Here is a 19735-nt window from a genome sequence, read left to right on the forward strand (position 1 = left end):
TTGAGTTTTAGGAAGAATTCTTTGGTAAAAGTCGAAAATATGAGAAATTTGGTTGAAAATGTATTTAAGATCATCTTTAATGAAACAAAGAGGGTAATTTTACCACTCTAAATAAATTAAGGGGATTACATAATGAAAGACTATGAAGTGCTGGAAATTAACAAAAAGAGTTTTTTTAAAACGACTATCTATTTTATGATTATTCCTACACTGCTATTGTTTATAGTAGGTTTAGGGATGGTGGTGGTCGGGCTTATCATTAAAGAGACGTTTATGGTTGTTATGGGTATCCCTTATTTGATTATGCCGGTTATTTTGATACTCATTTATGGATTGGTGGGTATGCTGGTAGCGCTGGTATATAACAAGCTGGCGAAGAGATTCGGAGGTCTAGAATTGAAAATAGTGGAGAAAACCCCTCCGGTTGAAGCAAACTATTTACCATAACCCGAAGTTATTAAAGGGCAGGTATTGCGATGATTTCGCTACCTGTCCTTTTTTATCTTTTTAATTTGAAAAGAAACCGGGGAATGGATATGATTTGGATAATGAAAGGATGATTGCCAGGTGACGGAACAGACACAAAGAGCCAAGGAGCTGTACATTCAGTTTTTGGGTCATTTTTTAAATATGCATAAAGCAGGAGTGCTTAAGGAGTACAAGAGTTTTGAAATTCCAAGAGAAGTGGAGCTGGAATGGCTGCAGGAATGGGCTACGGAGCACGTCAAGCAGTTGTCGATACGGGACTGGGATGCGATTACGATACTAGAATCCATCTCGCGGAATTATCAGGATAGCTGGATTGTGGAAAAAGTGGCTTCTTTTGCTTCGCGGAATATAATGAGCGCCGATAGTTTGGTTAGACTGATTTATGCGGAAAAAATGCTTGAAATCATTCGTTCTCATAATCAAGTGATCACAAAAGAACTGTTATTTCAAGGATGTAAGGTTGCTGTTCAAATCCTCGAGGATGTAATCTCACAGCCGCTGGTCATTGATCCTGGACACGAACTTAAAGAACATAACCTTAAAGATAAACGTGCGTTAAACAGTCGAGCCCAACAAGGGATTGAAGAGGTAAAGGTACTAATTAATTCTTAGTTGCCAAAGTTGACATACTGTTGTCAAATTGGATGTGCTACGATTTCCTGACAGAATCAAGTTTGCTGATCTAAAGAAGAAAATGAGGGATTATCGAATGGCTGAACCTTTAAAAGCAATGTACAATGAACAATTTCTGCGTGAGTTCGGCGAAAAGATTCGTGGCGTACATAATGTCTTCGAGACAGAGGCATTTGTAAGCTCAGCCATGACTGAACCGTGGGAAACGCTTGAGCTGAAGGCAAGAATGCGGCGGATCACCGAGACGTTGGGCAGCCACTTACAGCTTCCTTATGAGGAAGCGCTGGCTATCCTATTCGCCATTGCTGAGGAATGTGTAGGATTTCCGTATTTAATTTTTCCGGATTTCGTTGAGGTATATGGCCAAGGAGACGAACATTGGGCGTTGTCTATGCAGGCGCTGGAAAGATTCACAGCGAAATCATCGGCTGAATTTGCAGTTAGGCCGTTTCTCTTACGGGAACCAGAACGGATGATGGCTCAAATGCTGGTATGGGCGAAGCACCCTGATGAGCATGTACGTAGGCTGGCTAGTGAAGGCTGTCGGCCTCGTCTGCCTTGGGGACAGGCGCTCCCCATGTTCAAGCTTGACCCAGCTCCGGTATTACCTGTACTTGAGCAGCTTAAGGCGGATACATCCCTGTATGTGCGTAAAAGTGTCGCTAATAATTTGAATGATATTGCGAAGGATCATCCGGAAGTGGTGCTCGATACCGCTCGGCGCTGGAAGGGAACACATCCCGATACAGACTGGATTGTGCGGCACGGCTGCCGTTCTTTGATTCGTAAAGCTGAGCCAGAGATTATGGCTTTATTCGGATACGCAGAGCAGACAGACGAAGCTACTCCACTTATAACGAGTGCTTCAATTCTATTGGAACCTTCTATCCTGACCATTGGCGAAAGCTCTGAATTACAGTATAAGCTTCAAGTTCGTGAGGGAGCTCCGGCACGGATTCGGATTGAATACGGAATCTATTTCGTGAAAGCGGCAGGTCGAACCTCTCGTAAATCTTTTTTGTTATCGGATAAGACCGTACCTGGAGGTACAATTCTGTCAGGTAAACGGACACATCGTTGGGCTGATTTAACAACTCGGCGTCATTATCCAGGAGAGCACCGGATTGTGCTGCTGGTAAATGGGCGAGAAGTGGCGGAAGTGGCGTTAGAACTTAAAGGGAGTGCTAATATATGAAAAAAGAAGTTTTGATGTTTCTATCCAATGGCTACGCTGATTGGGAAAGCGGATATATTAGTGCCGAACTAAATAAGCCGGAGAGTGAATTTAAAGTAAGCACAGTTGCTTTAACTAGCGACAATGTCAAATCTATGGGTGGATTTACTGTTGTACCTGACTATACTTTAGACAGTTTACCTGTTCAGTATGAAATGTTAATTTTAATCGGGGGCACAGGCTGGAAAGATAATTCAGCTATTACTCCAGTGATTGAAAAATGTTTGCAGGAGAGTGTACCTATTGCCGCTATATGTGACGCTACAACTTTTTTGGCTGAACATGGCTATTTAGACAACATACCGCATACCGGAAATTCATTGGATTATTTAAAACAAAACGCTCCTAATTATAAAGGAGATGCAAATTATATAGAAAAACAGGCAGTTTCGAGTGAACATATCATTACTGCTAATGGTACGGCTGCTTTAGAATTTGCAAGGGAAGTTATGAAGAAGTTAGAGGGTTTCCCAATCGAAACCGTCGAGGGATGGTACAATTTTTTCAAAGATGGTTTTTATCAAGAATAAAAATGTATATAAAAAAGGTGGTCTCAAGTCTTAACGACTTCAGATCACCTTTCTGGGGTTGAAGCTTATTTTTTCACTTCTGTAACACCAGTTACTTTTCCTTGATCGGATGAATTAAAGGTGGATTTATATTGATCGTTTGCGAAGTAGACATTGCCTTCAACGGTTGCGTTCACCAGGGTAAAACCATCCGCTTCTACGTATACATCTCCAATAAAAGTGCCGCCTTGAATACGGGCGTTTTTACTCTTGATGGTCAATTTTGGAGCAGTCAGTTTGAAGGAGTTGGTGATGTTGTGATCCGCATCTTGTGTGTATAGAGCAATTTTTCTGGCGGGTTCCTCTTTATTCATGAATTCTCCATCCACGACGAGATCTTCGGTGAAGGTTAAGTCTTTAAGTGTGGCAGCAATCCAGGTTCCCTCTGGACTGATGGCGCGTTTGAAGGCTTCTTCATTATCTACTACGGAAGCTGAGGTTACAGCATCTGTGGTGTTATTTTGATTATTAGCGGTGCCTGCATTATTAGTGGTACCCGCGTTATTTGTGTTCTCAGGAGTGCTTGTTGCAGTAGCATTATTAGCATTATCTGTTGCATTTCCACATCCGACCATTAACACAAAAGCAAATACCGCAGCAACACTTGCTATCTTTCTCATCTGTATAACCTCCCTAAGTAATTGTACCGATATCCTTCGAGCTTACTATAGAGTGATTAGTTAGTAATTTACCAATCAATCTACAAATGGTAATATAGGCCTGGACATCTCTGGCGTATAGTATGACCTGAAAAATGTGATTTATCCGATGAATTCACGAGCAATATGGATTACAATAAGTACAGGCAGTAGAAAAGGAGCATTATCCATGGCCAAGCAGAAATATTATGTAGTCTGGGAAGGTAAACAACCGGGAGTCTATAGCACTTGGGCAGAATGCCAGGCACAGACAGATCATTATACCGGTGCAAAATATAAATCCTATGAATCCAAAGCAGCAGCTGATGCGGCATATAAAGCGGGCTGGAAGGGGAATTGGGGAACAGGGGCAGCTGGTGCAGCAAAGTCTAAGGGGACAAGTTCTTTTAAACGCAGTGCTACAGTAGAGACCTCTGAGGAGATTGATTACAACAGTATTTCAGTAGATGTGGGGACTCGGGGTAATCCGGGGCCTGTTGAATATAAGGGTGTAGATACACAAACGGGAGATATCATTTTCTCCTGTGGTCCGATCAAAAAGGGCACTAATAATTTAGGTGAATTTTTAGCGATTGTCCATGCCTTGGCGTTGTTGAAGAAAGAGGGAAGCGATAAAACGGTTTACAGTGATTCTGTAAATGCAATGAAGTGGGTGAAGCAGAAGAAGGTGGCAACAACCTTGCCGCGCGATTCTTCAACAGAGGAAATTTGGGTGCTTATTGATCGGGCAGAGCGTTGGTTGCAAACCAATACATATGACAATAAGGTGCTCAAGTGGCACACAAAAGAGTGGGGCGAGATCAAAGCGGATTATGGTCGGAAATAAAAAACTATATCGCTATGGTTTCGGTTGAAGGAGGAGTTTGGGGATGTTTGGCAACGATTGGGATGAGGTATTGCAGGATGAAATGCAAAAGCCTTATTTTTTAAAATTAATGGATGTACTAACAGAAGAATATAAGGAACATACCGTTTATCCGCCAAAAGAATTATTGTTCACAGCATTAAAACTAACGCCTTATAAGGAGACTCGTGTAGTTATTTTAGGTCAAGATCCTTATCATGGTCCCGGACAAGCTCACGGACTAAGCTTCTCTGTCAATCCGGGGGTACGTATCCCTCCGTCACTGCGCAATATTTATGCAGAGCTGAAGGAGGACGTCGGTGTGCCTGTTCCGAACCACGGCTCTTTATTGCACTTAGCAGAGCAGGGAGTGTTGTTGCTGAACACCGTACTGACGGTACGTGAGGGTGAGGCGGGTTCACATAAAGGTCTGGGCTGGGAGACATTCACAGACACCATAATGCAAAAGCTGAATGAAAGAACTACGCCCATGGTATTTATATTATGGGGGAGTCATGCGCAGAAAAAAGGTGCTTTCATCGACCAAAGCCGGCATAAGGTGCTGCAATCACCTCATCCAAGCCCTCTCTCGTCGCATCGTGGATTCTTTGGCAGTCGTCCGTTCTCGAAGGCCAATCAATTTCTAGAGTCGCAGGGTATGGAAGGAATAGATTGGTTCATTCCGGACTTATAATTTATGGAGTGATGCGAAGGGGAGGTAGCTATGAAGCATTGGGTAGGTAAACCCGTTATAATGTACTGCGGAGAGAAACCTTATACCATTATGAAGGGAATCCTGCGCAAATGGGACCTTTCCGCATCGGTGGCGGTCATTGGCCATCAGGAAATTGCTGTGCCGTTTCGGGATATTGTTGTTATTAAGGCTCTGGCTCCAAAAGAAAGAGCGCTGCCTCCAGTTCTCCATTCCGTGGGTTATGTGATGAGGGATCGGCAGCAATTTGACAATGCAGTGTATTTTAAATCGGCGGTCAGCGTCTGGAAAGAGGATCAGCTTATTGCCTTTAATACGATTATTACCTCACATACGAAAGGTTCAGTTACACTTCAGAACGGCCAAAACCTGATGAAGGGCAATCACATCTTTGTAGTTCGTTCTTTACGAGGGTGATTTCAGGAACCTGTAAAGAATAAAAAAGGGTACGACTCCGAGTGATTGGAGACGTACCCTTTTTTATTTTATAGTTAAGCTCCGCCCGTTCACGAAGTAGATCACAACCGTTATAGCTCCTCTTTTTTGATAGGCTCAGCTTCATCTTTACGGTCTGCAATAATAATCTCATACACGCGCAGGAAAACAATTTTTATAATCATATAAACAGGGAGCGCAATAAGAACTCCGATAATACCGTAGAAGTCTCCACCTATAAGGACAAGGATGACCGTAGTCAGTGGATGAACATCCAATGATTTTCCGTAAATAATCGGTGAGAGTACATTATCCTGGATCTGCTGGGCAATGAAAATTATGACTAGAGACCATATGGCCATCGTCGGTGATTCAATGAAACCTACTATTATTACCGGAATCGCTGCTAAGAATGAACCCACATATGGAATGAAGTTAAGAGGCACTGAAATTACGGCGAGTAACAGGGAGTAAGGCAGTCCGATGATAAGGAATCCTATATATAACATAATACCGAGTACGACATTTAGCACCACACGTGTGACGATGAAGCTGCTTAATGCGCTGTCGATATCTCCAAGCATCTCTTGGCCTTCCTTCCGATATTTTCTCGGAATTAAGCCTTGAAGTTTAGGCGATAGCTTATAGTCATCTTTTAGCATGTAGTACAGAATGATGGGCAAAGTGGCGATTAACACTACAATGCTGGAAACAACGCCAATCAAATTGGACATGGAATTGGTAACCCAGGTAATAGTATCGCTAAGAAATTCTGATAAACGGGCCGCGACGTCAGAATCCCCTTTGAAAAAACGTGACAGTGTCGGATTCTCCCTCAATGCATTGAACTGATCCTGCAAACCTTGCACGAGGTAGGGAGTGTTATCAATAAAGTTCTGAATTTGTTCTTGCAGTGTCGGCCAGACTAGAATCCAGAAGAGAACGAACAAGCCCGCAATCAGAAAATAAATGAGCAGGATGGAGAACGCCCGGTTTAATTTTCTTTTCTCTAGGATTCTTACTAACGGACGCAGCAGGTAGTACATAAACCCTGATAACATCATGGGAACAAGTAATAATTTGAAAATGGCACCTAGTGGCGCGAAGAGAAACATTACTTTGGAGCCTAAGTACAAAATCAGTAAAAAGGCGATAATAGCAAGGCTTGTCCGAAAATACTTCTGTTGTGGCAATAAAAACATCCCCCAAAATTCAAATTTATATCTATGTAGTTTAATAACCCTAATTTACAAGTATTGATTCAAAAGCGGGTAATTCCTTATAGGTAGTTCTTGGCATACCCATATAGAGGTTCTAGTTACAAAGGTTACGCCAAGTAAAAAGATCGCAATATAACAAGGGTATATCACTACTTCGCTGCTTTTTTCGTGGATTATCTTGATTTTCGTTTATGAGATTTTCTAGTGGATAAAGTGAAGATTTCAGGAACTACCTCCTCGCCTCCAGTTTCTTTGGTAACTTGTCTTGCTTTAACAAGAGATAAAAAGGAAAAAATCTCACCTAATGCTACAAGTCCAGCTGCGATGATCTCATAATCCTCAGCGCTAAGTTCTGCGGATTCCACTGGATTAGTGTTATTGGTGGTCCCATTCTTATTAGCATTGCTGTTACCGTTATTTCTCCCACGGTTTCTTCCATTGGCCATTTCTGATCACCCGCTTTTCCCGGTATGTATTATTAATATGTTATAAATGCCGTATATGAGATAGGCAATTGGGATGTAATTTTGCACTGTCTCTTTTTAGCACTTTACATAGGATGAAAACGCTGTTAAAATCATAAACGAGCACAAACGATCAATAACGGTCACATATAATCAATTAACGGTCAAGAAAATTCATAGATGAGCGCAAGGAATTGTACAGGTCGCGCTCTCACATAAAGGAGCGAGCCACGATGATGTTTGAGGAAGAGAGAAAACAAAAAATCGTGCTTTTTGTGGAAAAAAACTCAAGAGCTTCTGTACAGGAGCTAAGTCAGGAAATGGGCGTATCCGAGTCTACTGTGCGCCGTGATCTGAAGGAGCTGGAAGAAGCCAAGCTATTAAAGCGTACTCATGGCGGAGCAGTTTCCTTGCAGAGTGTCAATTTTGAGGCGGCTTATCCTGATAAGGAAGATCATTTATTGGATGAGAAGCAACGGATTGCCCGCAAAGCAGTGGAGATGATTCAGGAGGGTGACGCTATACTGCTTGATGCAGGAACAACAACACTGCAGATTGCCAGAGAGCTGAAGAACTTTTCGAATATCAAAGTCATTACGAACTCGATTATGGCGCTGAATGAGCTGCGGGATTGCCGCAATATCGAAGTCTCAATTACAGGTGGTATGCTTCGCCCGGATACGATGGCTTTTGTTGGACCGATGACAGAACGTTCCTTAGATATGGTGAGAGTGGATAAAACTTTTCTTGCTACTAATGGACTGGATTTGCGGGAAGGCATCACAACCCCGAACATGTTAGAGGCAGCTACAAAACGCAAAATGATCGCAGTCGCCAAGCAAGTTATTCTACTGGCAGATCACAGTAAGCTGGGGCAGGTATCCTTTAGCAAGGTTGCTGATGTGACGGAAATGGATCATTGCATTATAGATTCAGGAGCGTCTGACAAATTCATCCGTGAGATCACGCAATTGGGTGTGGATTTCACGCTGGTATAAATTCTATATAGGATAAGCAATTATGAATTACCGTGTGATCGTTTGGAGAAATTACAGATGCCGTATTTTTGATCGGTAATCTATGGCTTAGAAAACCAACATAATTGAGGGATAATCATGATCTATACTGTAACGCTTAATCCTTCCATTGATTATATCGTGGAAGTGGAAGATTTGAGACTGGGTGACTTGAACCGGATGAAACGTGATTTGAAGCTTCCCGGAGGGAAGGGGATTAACGTATCCCGAGTGCTTAAACAGCTTGGGGTTCAGAATAAGGCTATGGGATTCCTTGGCGGCTTCACCGGCCGATATATTGAGGATTGGTTACACGAAGAATCAATTTCAAGCGATTTCGTGTTTGTTTCTGATGATACGCGGATTAACATCAAGCTCAAGCATGGAGAAGAAACGGAGATTAACGGTGTTGGACCCGCCATTCTTGATCCGGAAGCCGATGCACTATTACAAAAGCTGGCTGCTCTGAACGCGGAGGATGTAGTGATTTTGTCGGGAAGCGTTCCCCCATCACTGGGTGCAGATTTCTATGACAAGCTTATATCTGTGTGCAAACAGAGTGGAGCGGAATTCGTCATTGACACTACTGGTGCTGCACTTCAAAAAGCGCTGGCGTATCAGCCATTGCTGGTTAAACCGAACCATCATGAGCTTGCAGAGCTATTCGGCGTAACAATAGACACGAGGGAAGAGATTGTTACTTATGGACGCAAGCTGCTGGATGCAGGAGCGAAACATGTACTGGTTTCCATGGCGGGTGAAGGGGCTTTGTTCATTACGGAGCAAGGGGTATACCACGCCAACGCACCAAAAGGTAAAGTAAAAAATTCTGTAGGTGCAGGGGATTCCATGATCGCTGGTTTTGTAGGGACACTGTCTTTGACAGGAGACTTGTTGGAGGCGTTCCGTGCAGGCGTTGCCTCGGGCAGTGCAACCGCATTCTCTGATGATTTAGCGGATAGAGAATTCATTGAACAGCTGAGACCGCTGATCCAAATCTCAGAAGTGTAAGCCGACAGCATTCAAAGTACTTAAGGGAGTTGAACATGATGAAAATAACGGATTTAATGATAAAAGAAACTATGATCATGGATCTAAAAGCTACAACTAAGGAAGCTGCAATTGATGAATTGATTGCAAGTCTTGCTGCTAGTGGCCGAATTAATGATCCGATCCTTTTTAAAGAGATGATTTTGAAGCGCGAAGAGCAATCCAGTACTGGGATTGGTGGCGGTATCGCGATGCCGCACGCTAAGACTAAAGCGGTAAATGAAGCGACGGTTGTATTTGCTAAGAGCGCAAAGGGAGTGGAGTTTGAATCCCTTGATGATGAGCCAGCACGTATCTTCTTTATGATTGCCGCTCCAGAAGGAGCAGGCAATATGCATCTTCGTACACTGGCCTCATTGTCCAGACTACTGATCGATAGCGAGTTCATTGAACAGCTTATGAATACTCAGACTCCGGATGAGGTATCAGCTTTGTTTGATGCCAAGCAGGCGGAAGGCGAAGCTAAGGAGAAAGAGAACGAAGCCGCTGAAACTGCCGCAAAGTCAGAGCCTGAACGTGTAATCGTGGGCAACCCGGATTCCCAAGCTTTTGTCGTAGCTGTAACTGCTTGTCCTACAGGCATTGCGCACACTTTTATGGCTGAAGATGCCCTTAAGAAAAAAGCTCTAGAAATGGGAGTTAATATCCGTGTAGAGACGAATGGTTCAGAAGGGGCCAAAAACGTACTCACCCCTGATGAGATTCGGCGTGCAAGCGGTGTAATTGTTGCAGCTGATAAAAAGGTGGAAATGGCCCGTTTTGACGGTAAACCTGTACTGCAAAGACCGGTAAGTGATGGCATCCGTAAGTCGGAAGAGCTTATTCGTAAAGCTATGAATGGGGAAGCGCCGATCTATCACAATGAAGGTCGCGGTGGCAATGACGAAGGGTCTAAAGAGAAATCTGGCAGTATCGGCAGTAAAATATATAAGGACTTAATGAATGGGATCTCCCACATGCTTCCGTTTGTAGTCGGTGGCGGTATTCTGCTAGCAATCTCCTTCCTGATTGAACAAGTAGGTGGAGCAGATCATCCGCTGTTCCAGTTACTGCAGACAATCGGTGGCGGAGATGGTGCCTTCCATTTCCTAATTCCAGTCCTTGCTGGATTTATAGCGCTTAGCATTGGTGATCGTCCGGCTCTGATGCCAGGTATGGTTGGGGGCTACATGGCCTTGAATTCCAATGCTGGGTTCCTCGGCGGGCTGGCTGCTGGTTTCTTGGCGGGTTATGTAATTATCGGACTACGTAAAGTATTTGCAGGTCTGCCTAAAACACTTGACGGACTGAAGCCGATCCTGTTATACCCGGTATTCGGGCTTCTAATTACCGGTGGATTGATGTATTACCTGTTCGATCCGGTCTTTAGCTGGATCAATGTCGGACTGATCGATTGGCTTAATGATCTTGGAACTGTTAATGCTGTTATTCTGGGCCTGGTTCTCGGTGGCATGATGGCCATAGATATGGGTGGACCTTTCAATAAAGCTGCTTATACTTTTGCCATCGGTGTATTCACTACCAGTGGCAATACCAACGGCTTCATGATGGCTGCTGTAATGGCGGGGGGGATGGTACCTCCACTTGCAATAGCACTGGCTTCTACTTTCTTTAAGAATAAATTCACGGAAGAAGAACGTAAATCAGGCTTAACGAACTATGTGCTGGGCTTATCGTTCATTACAGAAGGGGCCATTCCATTCGCCGCAGCCGATCCGCTTCGTGTCCTAACCTCTTGTATTCTTGGTTCGGCCGTTGCTGGAGGTCTTACACAACTTTGGAATATCAACGTGCCGGCTCCGCATGGCGGGATCTTTGTAGCTGCCCTTTCAAGCCACGCGCTGTTGTTCCTGTTGGCTGTTCTGATCGGTTCGGTCATCTCCGGATTGATGCTCGGATTATGGAAGAAACCGCTTGAAGCAAAGTAACTTTATAAGTAAATTGAACTGCTGGGTGCCAGAATTTTCATTCTGGTGTCCAGCAGTTTTTGCATGGACTTTAATCTACCCCTTTCCTCGCCCATAGGTAGATTTATCTCCATAAATGAGGTTTAATTTTATATAATTGAAAATATATATAATCAGAAGGAAAAGGAGCGAGCGAGATGATATTACATAAGGGGGAAGTCTTGTTCCGCCAAGGAGACAGCTGTGATTTTTTATTTAAGGTAAAAAGCGGGCTGTTCAAGGTCACAAGACTTCATGAGAATGGGAACATGGTGTTATTTAACATCCTGTATCCTGGTGAGATGGTTCCCCATCATTCACTCATTTCGCCAAAGGAGGCGCATGGAACGGCAGTTGCGATGATGAAGAGCGAGGTGGAGGCAGTTCCATCAGCAGAATGGTATCAACAGCTGCGGGATGATCCTGGTCAAGCGATGGAAATCGCCAGACTGCTTCAGGAGAAGGTACGGTTTATGCAAACACGGCTGGATCATCTTACTGTAGGTACACCTGCAGAACGTATGGAATTGCTAACCCGCTGGTTTAATGACTATTCTCATGGCGCAGCGCTAACAGAGTTATTGACCCAGGAAGAAATAGGGCAATTGATCGGTGTAAGACGTGAAACAATCAACCGTTTGCTGCGGAGTACAGAGTGATTCCTGCTTTTTTCTGGCAAACTGTTTAGAGTAGGGTGGCTCCGTGGTATAATGTAAACAGAACTTATCAAATTAGAGAAAGGATCAGGATACCATGTGTCCCCGAAGGACGATTCCCCAAAGGACGATTTGGAAACGTTATGATCTGTCTTATACTTAGCTTCCCTGTAGAAGGTGCGTAAACCGTTGTTACTTGACGAACCGCCTCTGCGAGGGGAAGGAGTATATATATGCGAAGGAGCAATACCTCCGGTTTTACCCGTCGTAGAGGTTGGTGGGACGTCTAGCCGCCATATACGATAAGGGGAGACCTGTATGAGGAACCACAATTACGGAGTGAATGTACTGCTCCGATTGACAGTCATTTTGTTTGGAACATTTTTGCTTGCATTTACTTATTATCACATCAATTTTCAGAATCATTTGTCAGAGGGCGGATTCGTAGGATTATCGCTGCTTGGCAAATATGTATTAGGAATTTCACCTTCGATTTCAACTCTGCTTCTAGACGTTCCAGTACTCTTGATAGCATGGATGTTCAAAGGGAAAGCGTTCGTGTGCAACACTTTTGTTTCTGTAGGAGCTTTTACAATCTTCTATGGTCTCATGGAACGTTATTCCGGTTTGGTCATCAACTTGCAGGACAATTTGGCATTAGCAGCTCTTTTGTCCGGCGTACTGACAGGTTTAGGAGCGGGAATTATCCTGCGGAGTGGCGGGGCTAGCGGTGGAGACGATATTTTGTCGCTGCTGGTTAGTGAATGGAAGGGAATCAAAGTAGGTACGGTATTCATCATGATGGATGTAATCGTTCTGGCACTATCACTCTTTTATATGCCTGTTAAAGAAACGATGTATACAGTGATGGCTGTAGTCGTAGCTGGCTATGTAATCACTTTTACAACCTCTTTAGGCAAACCAAAGCTAGTGAAGTCGCCAAAGATTCAATCTACTTTGCGTAAACCTCATGATGGTACGGTAATGTGAATAAGGCTGTATAAACAGCTTATTTGGGGATATACTACATTTAAGGTCAGCCAGAATTTCTGGTTGACTTTTTTTTGTTGGATATGACGTATTTTAAAGGGTGCAGTCCTAGGGGCGTTGTTCGGACGTTTCGCTCATAACAAAAGATGGCGTACAGTGAAAATCCTGCACGCCACCTTTTAGTTAACTTAAGACTCACTTGTGCTCGTCTTTGAATCGTGTAGAGACATTTGCGACCAGCTTGTCTTTTATTTAGCCCACGGTATTCGTGATAGCTTCGCATTCGTCCGAACAATGACCACTGTGCTGTGTTTCACAGTCCTCACAGCAAATATGCTGAAGATGACAAGCATCATTGGCGCAATTGATAAATTGGTCAGCTGGCTGACCGCAGTGATGGCAACGTCCGACAACGATATCCTCGTCGGTATGATTAATCTGTACGGAGATCCGCTCATCGAAGACATAACATTTTCCATCAAACAGTTGGCCCTGTACCTCAGGGTCTTTACCATAAGTCACAATGCCGCCATCCAACTGGTACACCTGCTCAAAGCCTTCCTTCATCATAAACCCGCTTAATTTCTCGCAGCGGATCCCGCCTGTACAGTAGGTCAGGATTGGTTTATCCTTAAGGTCGCTCATATTCTCGCGAATCCAGTCCGGGAATTCTTTGAAGCTGTCTACTTCGGGGCGGATGGAGCCGCGGAAATGACCAAGATCGAATTCGTAGCCGGTACGACCATCCAGAATCACCACATCGTCGCGCTGCATCATTTCGTAGAAATCTTTAGGCGCCAGATGCTCTCCGGTAATCACGTTAGGGTCCAGTTCATCCTCGACCCGGAACGTCACGAGTTCCTTTTTATAACGAACGAAGATCTTTTTGAAGGCATGAGCATCAGCCTCATCGATCTTGAAGACGATATCGCTAAACAGAGGGTTTGCGCGCAAATCCTTCATGTATTGCTCGGTTTGGGCAACCGTACCTGATAGTGTTCCGTTAATGCCTTCATCAGAAATGAGAATTCGTCCCTTTACATCAAGCTCTTTGCAGTAAGCCAAATGCTCCTGGGCGAATAGTTCTGCATCCGGCACTTTTACAAATTTATAGTATAGCAGAATTGCATATTCCGATTGTGGATTCATTCATTTCACCTTTATCATTAGAATTAGACTACTAAATAAACATTTAAGTATAAAAAGTATTGTAACATATTATCAAGTATTGACAAGAGATGTGGTACAGTAACCTGAAGAAAGCTGGTATAAATATCATTTTTCAGGGATACCAGGATTAAGGTCAGCCAGAACCTCTGGTTGATTTTTTCTGCAGGATATAGGCGGTTTTCATGGATAGTTATGATTAGCGAAACCGTGAATCGCAACGCACGTATATATTTTCATTCATAAGTCACATGATGACTTTAATTATAAGGAGGAACTGCGGGATGAGTGCTCATGAGATTGATTATGCCATTATGGGTGAGGAAATACAGTGTGTAGAGGTGCAGCTTGACCCAGGAGAGAGTGTAATTGCCGAAGCCGGGAGCTTCATGATGATGGATCAGGAAATAACAATGGAGACGATATTTGGTGACGGCAGCGGAGGCTCGCGTGGAAGTGGCTTGATGGGGAAGCTGATGGGCGCGGGCAAACGTCTGTTGACAGGTGAAAGCTTGTTTATGACCGTCTTCACACACAGTGGTTCTTATGGGCGTAAAAGTGTTACCTTTGCTGCTCCGTATCCAGGCAAAATCATCCCGCTCGACTTGCAGCAATACGGTGGAAAAATCATCTGTCAAAAGGATTCGTTCCTTTGCGCGGCAAAGGGCGTTTCAATCGGTATTGAATTTCAGCGTAAGCTGGGTACTGGCTTTTTTGGTGGGGAAGGTTTTATTATGCAAAAGCTGGAGGGTGATGGACTTTCATTTGTACACTCTGGCGGTTATGTTATGGAACGCACACTTCAACCGGGAGAGACGCTTAAGCTGGACACTGGCTGTCTAGTCGCTATGACGTCTTCGGTGGATTACAATATTGAGTTTGTAAAAGGGGTCAAAACCGCGCTGTTCGGCGGTGAAGGCCTGTTCTTCGCAACGTTGCGCGGACCCGGCAAGGTGTGGGTACAATCGCTGCCATTCAGCCGAATGGCCGATCGCATCCTGTCCGCTGCCGGCAACAGCGGTCGGAAAGAAGAAGGAAGCGTGCTTGGTGGGCTTGGTAATTTGCTGGATGGCAGATAAGTCTGCGTGAGCGCATTGCATAGTGTGGAAGTAGAGGATATATGGAATGTGGAGTGAGCGTGGAATTGCTGAGCATATGAGGCAAAGAGCTTTTGAGATGTGGAGTGAGCGTGGAAATACTGAGCATATGAGGCAAAGAGCGCGCGAAATGTGGAGTGAGCGTGGAAATGCTGAGCATATGAAGCAAAGAGCGCGCGGAATGTGGAGTGAGCGTGGAAATGCTGAACATATGAGGCAAAGAGCGCGCGGAATATGGTGAGCGTGGAAATGCTGAACATATGAGGCAAAGAGCGTACGAAATATGGAGTGAGCGTGGAATTGCTGAACATATGTAGCAAAGAGCGTACGAAATATGGAGTGAGCGTGGAATTGCTGAACATATGTAGCAAAGAGCGTACGAAATGTGGAGTGAGCGTGGAATTGCTGAACATATGTAGCAAAGAGCGTACGAAATATGGAGCATATGAGGTATACAACATTACAAGAGGACGCATCGTTTCAGCGGTGGTTCTATATTGGGATGGTGAAACAAGGGCAGAAATGCCCTTGTTTTGCTGTAAAGGTTTAGTATCGCGCGAAAGAAGGGCGAAAGTACCTTTGATTTGCTCGAATGAGCTAGTGTGACGCGAAAGAAGGGTAAAAGTGCCTTTGATTTACTCGATACTGCCAAATGAAGTGTATAAATCCCGTAGAATGGAGCCGATGGAGCACATATAGCCAAATGAACGGTATAAATCCCGTAGAATGGAGCCGATGGAGCACATATAGCCAAATGAACGGTATAAATCCCGTAGAATGGAGCCGTTGGAGCACATATAGCCAAATGAACGGTATAAATCCCGTAGAATAGAGCCGATCGAGCGTATACGGTCAAATGAACGGTATAAATCCCGTAGAATGGAGCCGATGGAGCACCTATAGCCAAATGTACGGTATAAATCCCGTAGAATGGAGCCGATGGAGCACCTATAGCCAAATGAACGGTATAAATCCCGTAGAATGGAGCCGACGGAGCACCTATAGCCAAATGAACGGTATATATCCCGTAGAATGGAGCCGACGGAGCACATATAGCCAAATGTACGGTATAAATCCCGTAGAATGGAGCCGACGGAGCACATATAAGCCAAATGAACGGTATAAATCCCGTAGAATGGAGCCGATGGAGCGTATATGGCCAAATGAACGGTATAAATCCCGTAGAATGGAGCCGATGGAGCGTATACGGTCAGATGTACGGTATAAATCCCGCAGAATGGAGCCGACGGAGCACCTACGGCTATATGAACGGTATAAATCCCGTAGAATGGAGCCGATGGAGCACCTACAGTCAAATGAACGGGATAAATGCCGTAGAATAGAGCCGATCGAGCGTATACGGTCAGATGAGCGGTATATATCCCGCAGAATAGAGGTGATCGAGCACCTATAGCCAAATGTACGGTATAAATCCCGTAGAATGGAGCCGATGGAGCACCTATAGCCAAATGTACGGTATAAATCCCGTAGAATGGAGCCGATGGAGCATATATGGCCAAATGAACGGTATAAATCCCGTAGAATGGAGCCGATGGAGCGTATACGGTCAAATGAACGGTATAAATCCCGTAGAATGGAGCCGACGGAGCACCTATAGCCAAATGAACGGTATAAATCCCGTAGAATGGAGTCGATGGAGCGTATATGGTCAAATGAGCGGTATAAATCCCGCAGAATGGAGCGGATGGAGTAGTTGCGGCCAAAGGAGCGGTATAATCCCATAGAATGGAGCCGATCGAGCGTATACATCTCTATAAGCGCTATATATCCACAGATAAGTTACTTCAACAAGCAATAAGTTACTTATGTTCGATGGGATATCACCGTTCGGCGTCTGCAATATCAACTCTAAATTGTCCTCCACTACCGTTATCGCTACCACCGCTGCCACCTCCACTACCGTTATCGCTGCCACCGCTATCTATGCTACCACCGCTGCCACCACTACTACTGTATTCTTAAACCAATTTATAGTTTGTTAAAGCCGTAATGGGCTATGCTCATTTACGGTTTTTTATGTTTTTGTAAGTAATGGTTGGCCGAAGTAGATGACCACTCAGGTAGGATTGGGATAGTTTAATTAATAACTATATAATACCAGTTCATGAGTAGCTGGTTCAGGTATGATGTGTTCAACACTAAATCGTACTTTGGAGGAATGTATATTGGTAATGGACGTGGAATTTGGCAAGGAAATTGAGAATGCTATTAGTTGGGCTAAAGAGCGGCTGGGGTCGCAGGAGTATCCGCTGCGTTGTCTTGCTTTTGTTGAAGATGCATATGAAAGAAGCAATGGGATCGAAATGTGGGGAGGCAGCGATGCACGTGAATCCGCTGAGCTGTACGATGCGCACAAGAACACCGGGGCTCCGCCAGCTGGCGCGTTTGTTTTTTATGCGTGCTCAGGTTTGGTGGACGGTGAGCTTAAGGATTGGGGGCATGTAGCTTTGGCCCTTGGGAATGGCGAGGCCATTCATGCCTGGGATAAAGTAAGGATAGATCACTACATGGAAATTTGCCATCTGCAAGCTGCTCCAGGCTGGAGCCAACCAGAACTTATCGGCTGGGCACCTGTAGAGCGAGTTCTTGCCGGGATTCAGAATAAACAATGGGACTAGTTGATATCCTCAAACCTAACTTATCCAAGAACCTAGAAGGTGCCGTAAATAGGTGCTTCATGGGTTCTTTTTTCTTCCTTCTGATTTGACTAACCCTATGCACGGTGTATATATTATTTGGCAGACCCCCTTATATTGTTAAGGCTGGACCGGAGGTATGATATGTTTAAAATATTTATTATAGAAGATGACCGTGGACTTGTGGCTTTGCTGCAGGATTATTTACATAAGTTTGGATATGATACGCAGGCGGTGAGTGATTTTGAGCGGGTCCGCACTCAGTTTGAGGCGTTCGCGCCACATCTGGTGCTCCTTGATGTTAATTTGCCAAAATACGATGGTTATTACTGGTGCCGCCAAATTCGCGGAATTTCAACCTGCCCTATTCTTTTTATATCTGCCCGCGATGGCAAAATGGACCAAGTAATGGCGCTGGAAAATGGAGCCGACGATTATATCACTAAGCCTTTTGATTATGAAATAGCGATGGCCAAAATCAAAAGTCAGCTGCGGCGCGCCTACGGCACCTATGCCGGAGGGAATAATGAACGCACACTGAACGTTGCGGGAATGACGCTGGATGTAGAGCGGCTAATCCTTACCCGAGGCGAAGCTAAAGTGGACTTAAGCCACACGGAAGCCAAAATACTAGATGAGCTGATGCAAAAGTCCGGAGTCATCGTTACCCGGGACAGGCTGCTCGAAAAAATCTGGGATGATCAAGCCTTCGTGGATGAAAATACATTAAATGTATATGTTACCCGTGTACGCAAAAAACTTGCTGCTCTCGCTATCACAGATGGACTACAAACCGTGCGCGGTCAAGGCTACCGTTTGATTCCGAATTGGGGGGATGAGGAATGAAGTTGTTTTTAAGGGAACAGTTCCCCCTGATCGTGGTTTATCTAGCCCAGCTAGTCCTGATCACATTAGTGTATCGGCTGGATGGAGGCAGCGGTCTGAATGTAAGTTTATATGCCGCGCTGCTCAGCACTTGTCTACTGATTGGCTACCTCGCTTACCGTTATGTCACCAATCGCACGTTCTATGAACGTTTGGAGACTACGCCCTCCTCTCTCGATGAGGCAGGTGGCCCTGCACAGGATTCTCCGCTAGCCGTAAGCTTGCGAGGTTTACTGGGGTCGCAATTCCGCCTCTACAAAAATGATTTGCACAGCTACCGCCACAAATTAGAAGAACATATTCACTTTATTAATCAATGGGTACATGGCATGAAGACGCCGTTGTCTGTCATTCATCTGATCATTCAGGATAAGGATGGCCCTCCTTTTACGGCAATTGGTGATGAACTGGATCGTCTGAAAAAAGGACTGGATACCGTGCTTTATACGGCCCGTCTGGATACTTTTGAACACGATTTCTATGTGGAACGGCTGAATTTGGAGACAATCGTGCGTGGTGTGACCTCTGAGCAGAAGCGGCTTTTTATTCGAAAAAGAGTTTTTCCAGCTATACAAATAGATGAGCAGATTACCGTAACTACGGATGAAAAATGGCTCACTTTTCTCCTTACGCAGCTGATTACGAACGCTGTACGTTATACGACTGAAGAGGGCAAACATGTTTTTTTCCAAGGGATGGTCACGGAAGATAAGCAGACTGTGCTTGAGATCCGGGATGAAGGAGTGGGCATACCAGCAGGAGATCTGCCGCGCGTGTTCGATGCATATTTTACCGGGGTGAATGGACGAACCTTCCAGGAATCTACGGGGATGGGTTTATATCTCGTGAAGCAGATCTGCGGCAAGCTTGGACATGAGGTGAGTATCCGTTCCGAAGAAGGAAGCGGGACCACCGTGCGGATTGTATTTAGGGAGCAGCATATAACAAACCTTACAAATGTGTAAGGGCATTGTAAGTTTCAGAAATAGCAGCCCATGTGTACACTTTGTAT

At 44.6% G+C, this 19735-nt stretch carries 21 protein-coding genes; 16 read left to right on the top strand and 5 right to left on the bottom strand.

Translation table 11 applies throughout. From position 1 onward, the window contains the following. Positions 1–132: 132 nt before the first annotated feature. The 4 genes from MHH49_RS18875 to MHH49_RS18890 all read left to right on the top strand — a co-directional run bounded on the left by MHH49_RS18875 (position 133) and on the right by MHH49_RS18890 (position 2886). Positions 133–447, top strand: coding sequence for a hypothetical protein (locus MHH49_RS18875; RefSeq protein ID WP_076273031.1), 315 nt, complete (start codon positions 133–135; stop codon positions 445–447). A gap of 120 nt (positions 448–567) precedes the next feature. After that, entirely contained in the window at positions 568–1101 is a 534-nt protein-coding gene (locus MHH49_RS18880) for a hypothetical protein (RefSeq protein WP_036683019.1), read from the top strand. A gap of 97 nt (positions 1102–1198) precedes the next feature. Next, complete coding sequence (locus MHH49_RS18885) at positions 1199–2317, top strand: DNA alkylation repair protein (RefSeq protein WP_038572593.1); 1119 nt, start codon at positions 1199–1201, stop codon at positions 2315–2317. Then, complete coding sequence (locus MHH49_RS18890; RefSeq protein ID WP_038572592.1) at positions 2314–2886, top strand: type 1 glutamine amidotransferase family protein; 573 nt, start codon at positions 2314–2316, stop codon at positions 2884–2886. The genes MHH49_RS18885 and MHH49_RS18890 overlap by 4 nt, the downstream gene beginning before the upstream one ends. Before the next feature lie 65 nt (positions 2887–2951). On the opposite strand, the gene MHH49_RS18895 is transcribed toward MHH49_RS18890, so the two are convergent. Then, positions 2952–3545, bottom strand: coding sequence for a hypothetical protein (locus MHH49_RS18895; protein ID WP_036683014.1), 594 nt, complete (start codon positions 3543–3545; stop codon positions 2952–2954). Between the two features lie 208 nt (positions 3546–3753). On the opposite strand from MHH49_RS18895, the gene rnhA reads away from it, so the two are divergent. The 3 genes from rnhA to MHH49_RS18910 are packed head-to-tail and all read left to right on the top strand — an operon-like array spanning position 3754 to position 5557. Next, positions 3754–4410, top strand: a complete 657-nt coding sequence (rnhA, locus tag MHH49_RS18900) for a ribonuclease H (protein WP_038572590.1) — start codon at positions 3754–3756, stop codon at positions 4408–4410. 43 nt (positions 4411–4453) lie between these two features. Continuing rightward, a complete protein-coding gene (ung, locus tag MHH49_RS18905) occupies positions 4454–5122 on the top strand; it encodes a uracil-DNA glycosylase (RefSeq protein WP_036683009.1) in 669 nt (222 codons plus the stop codon). Positions 5123–5152: 30 nt separating this feature from the next. After that, positions 5153–5557, top strand: coding sequence for a hypothetical protein (locus MHH49_RS18910; protein WP_036683006.1), 405 nt, complete (start codon positions 5153–5155; stop codon positions 5555–5557). A 110-nt stretch (positions 5558–5667) separates the two neighbouring features. Here MHH49_RS18910 and MHH49_RS18915 read toward each other — a convergent pair whose 3' ends face one another. Together MHH49_RS18915 and MHH49_RS18920 are read right to left on the bottom strand one after the other, a co-directional pair. Continuing rightward, on the bottom strand, positions 5668–6777 hold the full coding sequence (locus tag MHH49_RS18915) for an AI-2E family transporter (protein ID WP_036683003.1): 1110 nt from the start codon (positions 6775–6777) through the stop codon (positions 5668–5670). Between the two features lie 191 nt (positions 6778–6968). Then, positions 6969–7241, bottom strand: a complete 273-nt coding sequence (locus MHH49_RS18920; protein WP_036683002.1) for a hypothetical protein — start codon at positions 7239–7241, stop codon at positions 6969–6971. A 251-nt stretch (positions 7242–7492) separates the two neighbouring features. Here MHH49_RS18920 and MHH49_RS18925 point away from each other — a divergent pair, with 251 nt between their 5' ends. From MHH49_RS18925 to MHH49_RS18945, 5 genes are all read left to right on the top strand, one after another. Continuing rightward, the gene (locus MHH49_RS18925) at positions 7493–8257 is read left to right on the top strand and encodes a DeoR/GlpR family DNA-binding transcription regulator (protein ID WP_305953507.1); all 765 of its coding nucleotides are present in this window, start codon (positions 7493–7495) and stop codon (positions 8255–8257) included. A 117-nt stretch (positions 8258–8374) separates the two neighbouring features. Beyond that, entirely contained in the window at positions 8375–9286 is a 912-nt protein-coding gene (pfkB, locus tag MHH49_RS18930; protein ID WP_076104357.1) for a 1-phosphofructokinase, read from the top strand. A gap of 38 nt (positions 9287–9324) precedes the next feature. Beyond that, positions 9325–11253, top strand: coding sequence for a PTS fructose transporter subunit IIABC (locus tag MHH49_RS18935; protein WP_038572586.1), 1929 nt, complete (start codon positions 9325–9327; stop codon positions 11251–11253). Positions 11254–11429: 176 nt separating this feature from the next. After that, positions 11430–11930: a Crp/Fnr family transcriptional regulator gene (locus MHH49_RS18940; protein ID WP_036682996.1), complete on the top strand. Its 501-nt coding sequence runs from the start codon at positions 11430–11432 to the stop codon at positions 11928–11930. A gap of 315 nt (positions 11931–12245) precedes the next feature. Beyond that, positions 12246–12917, top strand: a complete 672-nt coding sequence (locus MHH49_RS18945; RefSeq protein WP_036682994.1) for a YitT family protein — start codon at positions 12246–12248, stop codon at positions 12915–12917. 252 nt (positions 12918–13169) lie between these two features. Here the strand turns inward: MHH49_RS18945 and trhO are convergent, their stop codons facing one another. After that, complete coding sequence (gene trhO / locus MHH49_RS18950; protein WP_036682991.1) at positions 13170–14066, bottom strand: oxygen-dependent tRNA uridine(34) hydroxylase TrhO; 897 nt, start codon at positions 14064–14066, stop codon at positions 13170–13172. Between the two features lie 302 nt (positions 14067–14368). On the opposite strand from trhO, the gene MHH49_RS18955 reads away from it, so the two are divergent. Next, positions 14369–15163 (top strand): TIGR00266 family protein, encoded by a 795-nt coding sequence (locus MHH49_RS18955; RefSeq protein WP_038572584.1) that lies wholly within the window; start codon positions 14369–14371, stop codon positions 15161–15163. A gap of 653 nt (positions 15164–15816) precedes the next feature. Here the strand turns inward: MHH49_RS18955 and MHH49_RS18960 are convergent. Beyond that, on the bottom strand, positions 15817–16905 hold the full coding sequence (locus MHH49_RS18960) for a hypothetical protein (RefSeq protein ID WP_341138412.1): 1089 nt from the start codon (positions 16903–16905) through the stop codon (positions 15817–15819). A 468-nt stretch (positions 16906–17373) separates the two neighbouring features. On the opposite strand from MHH49_RS18960, the gene MHH49_RS18965 reads away from it, so the two are divergent. The 3 genes from MHH49_RS18965 (at position 17374) to MHH49_RS18975 (ending at position 19688) form a co-directional block, all read left to right on the top strand. Beyond that, the gene (locus MHH49_RS18965) at positions 17374–17820 is read left to right on the top strand and encodes an NlpC/P60 family protein (RefSeq protein WP_341138795.1); all 447 of its coding nucleotides are present in this window, start codon (positions 17374–17376) and stop codon (positions 17818–17820) included. 162 nt (positions 17821–17982) lie between these two features. Then, entirely contained in the window at positions 17983–18684 is a 702-nt protein-coding gene (locus tag MHH49_RS18970; RefSeq protein WP_036682984.1) for a response regulator transcription factor, read from the top strand. Next, positions 18681–19688, top strand: a complete 1008-nt coding sequence (locus tag MHH49_RS18975) for a sensor histidine kinase (protein ID WP_341138413.1) — start codon at positions 18681–18683, stop codon at positions 19686–19688. The genes MHH49_RS18970 and MHH49_RS18975 overlap by 4 nt, the downstream gene beginning before the upstream one ends. Positions 19689–19735: the final 47 nt, after the last annotated feature.

The sequence above is a fragment of the Paenibacillus sp. FSL F4-0122 genome (genome assembly GCF_038002845.1).
Lineage (GTDB): Bacteria > Bacillota > Bacilli > Paenibacillales > Paenibacillaceae > Paenibacillus_AQ > Paenibacillus_AQ odorifer.

Coding starts and splice junctions, on each gene's coding strand:
- MHH49_RS18925 (WP_305953507.1), top strand. CDS start 7,493: ATGATGTTTGAGGAAGAGAGAAAACAAAAAATCGTGCTTTTTGTGGAA.
- MHH49_RS18955 (WP_038572584.1), top strand. CDS start 14,369: ATGAGTGCTCATGAGATTGATTATGCCATTATGGGTGAGGAAATACAG.
- MHH49_RS18965 (WP_341138795.1), top strand. CDS start 17,374: ATGGACGTGGAATTTGGCAAGGAAATTGAGAATGCTATTAGTTGGGCT.
- MHH49_RS18885 (WP_038572593.1), top strand. CDS start 1,199: ATGGCTGAACCTTTAAAAGCAATGTACAATGAACAATTTCTGCGTGAG.
- MHH49_RS18945 (WP_036682994.1), top strand. CDS start 12,246: ATGAGGAACCACAATTACGGAGTGAATGTACTGCTCCGATTGACAGTC.
- MHH49_RS18910 (WP_036683006.1), top strand. CDS start 5,153: ATGAAGCATTGGGTAGGTAAACCCGTTATAATGTACTGCGGAGAGAAA.
- MHH49_RS18915 (WP_036683003.1), bottom strand. CDS start 6,777: ATGTTTTTATTGCCACAACAGAAGTATTTTCGGACAAGCCTTGCTATT.
- trhO (WP_036682991.1), bottom strand. CDS start 14,066: ATGAATCCACAATCGGAATATGCAATTCTGCTATACTATAAATTTGTA.
- MHH49_RS18890 (WP_038572592.1), top strand. CDS start 2,314: ATGAAAAAAGAAGTTTTGATGTTTCTATCCAATGGCTACGCTGATTGG.
- MHH49_RS18935 (WP_038572586.1), top strand. CDS start 9,325: ATGAAAATAACGGATTTAATGATAAAAGAAACTATGATCATGGATCTA.
- MHH49_RS18875 (WP_076273031.1), top strand. CDS start 133: ATGAAAGACTATGAAGTGCTGGAAATTAACAAAAAGAGTTTTTTTAAA.
- rnhA (WP_038572590.1), top strand. CDS start 3,754: ATGGCCAAGCAGAAATATTATGTAGTCTGGGAAGGTAAACAACCGGGA.
- MHH49_RS18975 (WP_341138413.1), top strand. CDS start 18,681: ATGAAGTTGTTTTTAAGGGAACAGTTCCCCCTGATCGTGGTTTATCTA.
- pfkB (WP_076104357.1), top strand. CDS start 8,375: ATGATCTATACTGTAACGCTTAATCCTTCCATTGATTATATCGTGGAA.
- MHH49_RS18895 (WP_036683014.1), bottom strand. CDS start 3,545: ATGAGAAAGATAGCAAGTGTTGCTGCGGTATTTGCTTTTGTGTTAATG.
- ung (WP_036683009.1), top strand. CDS start 4,454: ATGTTTGGCAACGATTGGGATGAGGTATTGCAGGATGAAATGCAAAAG.
- MHH49_RS18940 (WP_036682996.1), top strand. CDS start 11,430: ATGATATTACATAAGGGGGAAGTCTTGTTCCGCCAAGGAGACAGCTGT.
- MHH49_RS18920 (WP_036683002.1), bottom strand. CDS start 7,241: ATGGCCAATGGAAGAAACCGTGGGAGAAATAACGGTAACAGCAATGCT.
- MHH49_RS18970 (WP_036682984.1), top strand. CDS start 17,983: ATGTTTAAAATATTTATTATAGAAGATGACCGTGGACTTGTGGCTTTG.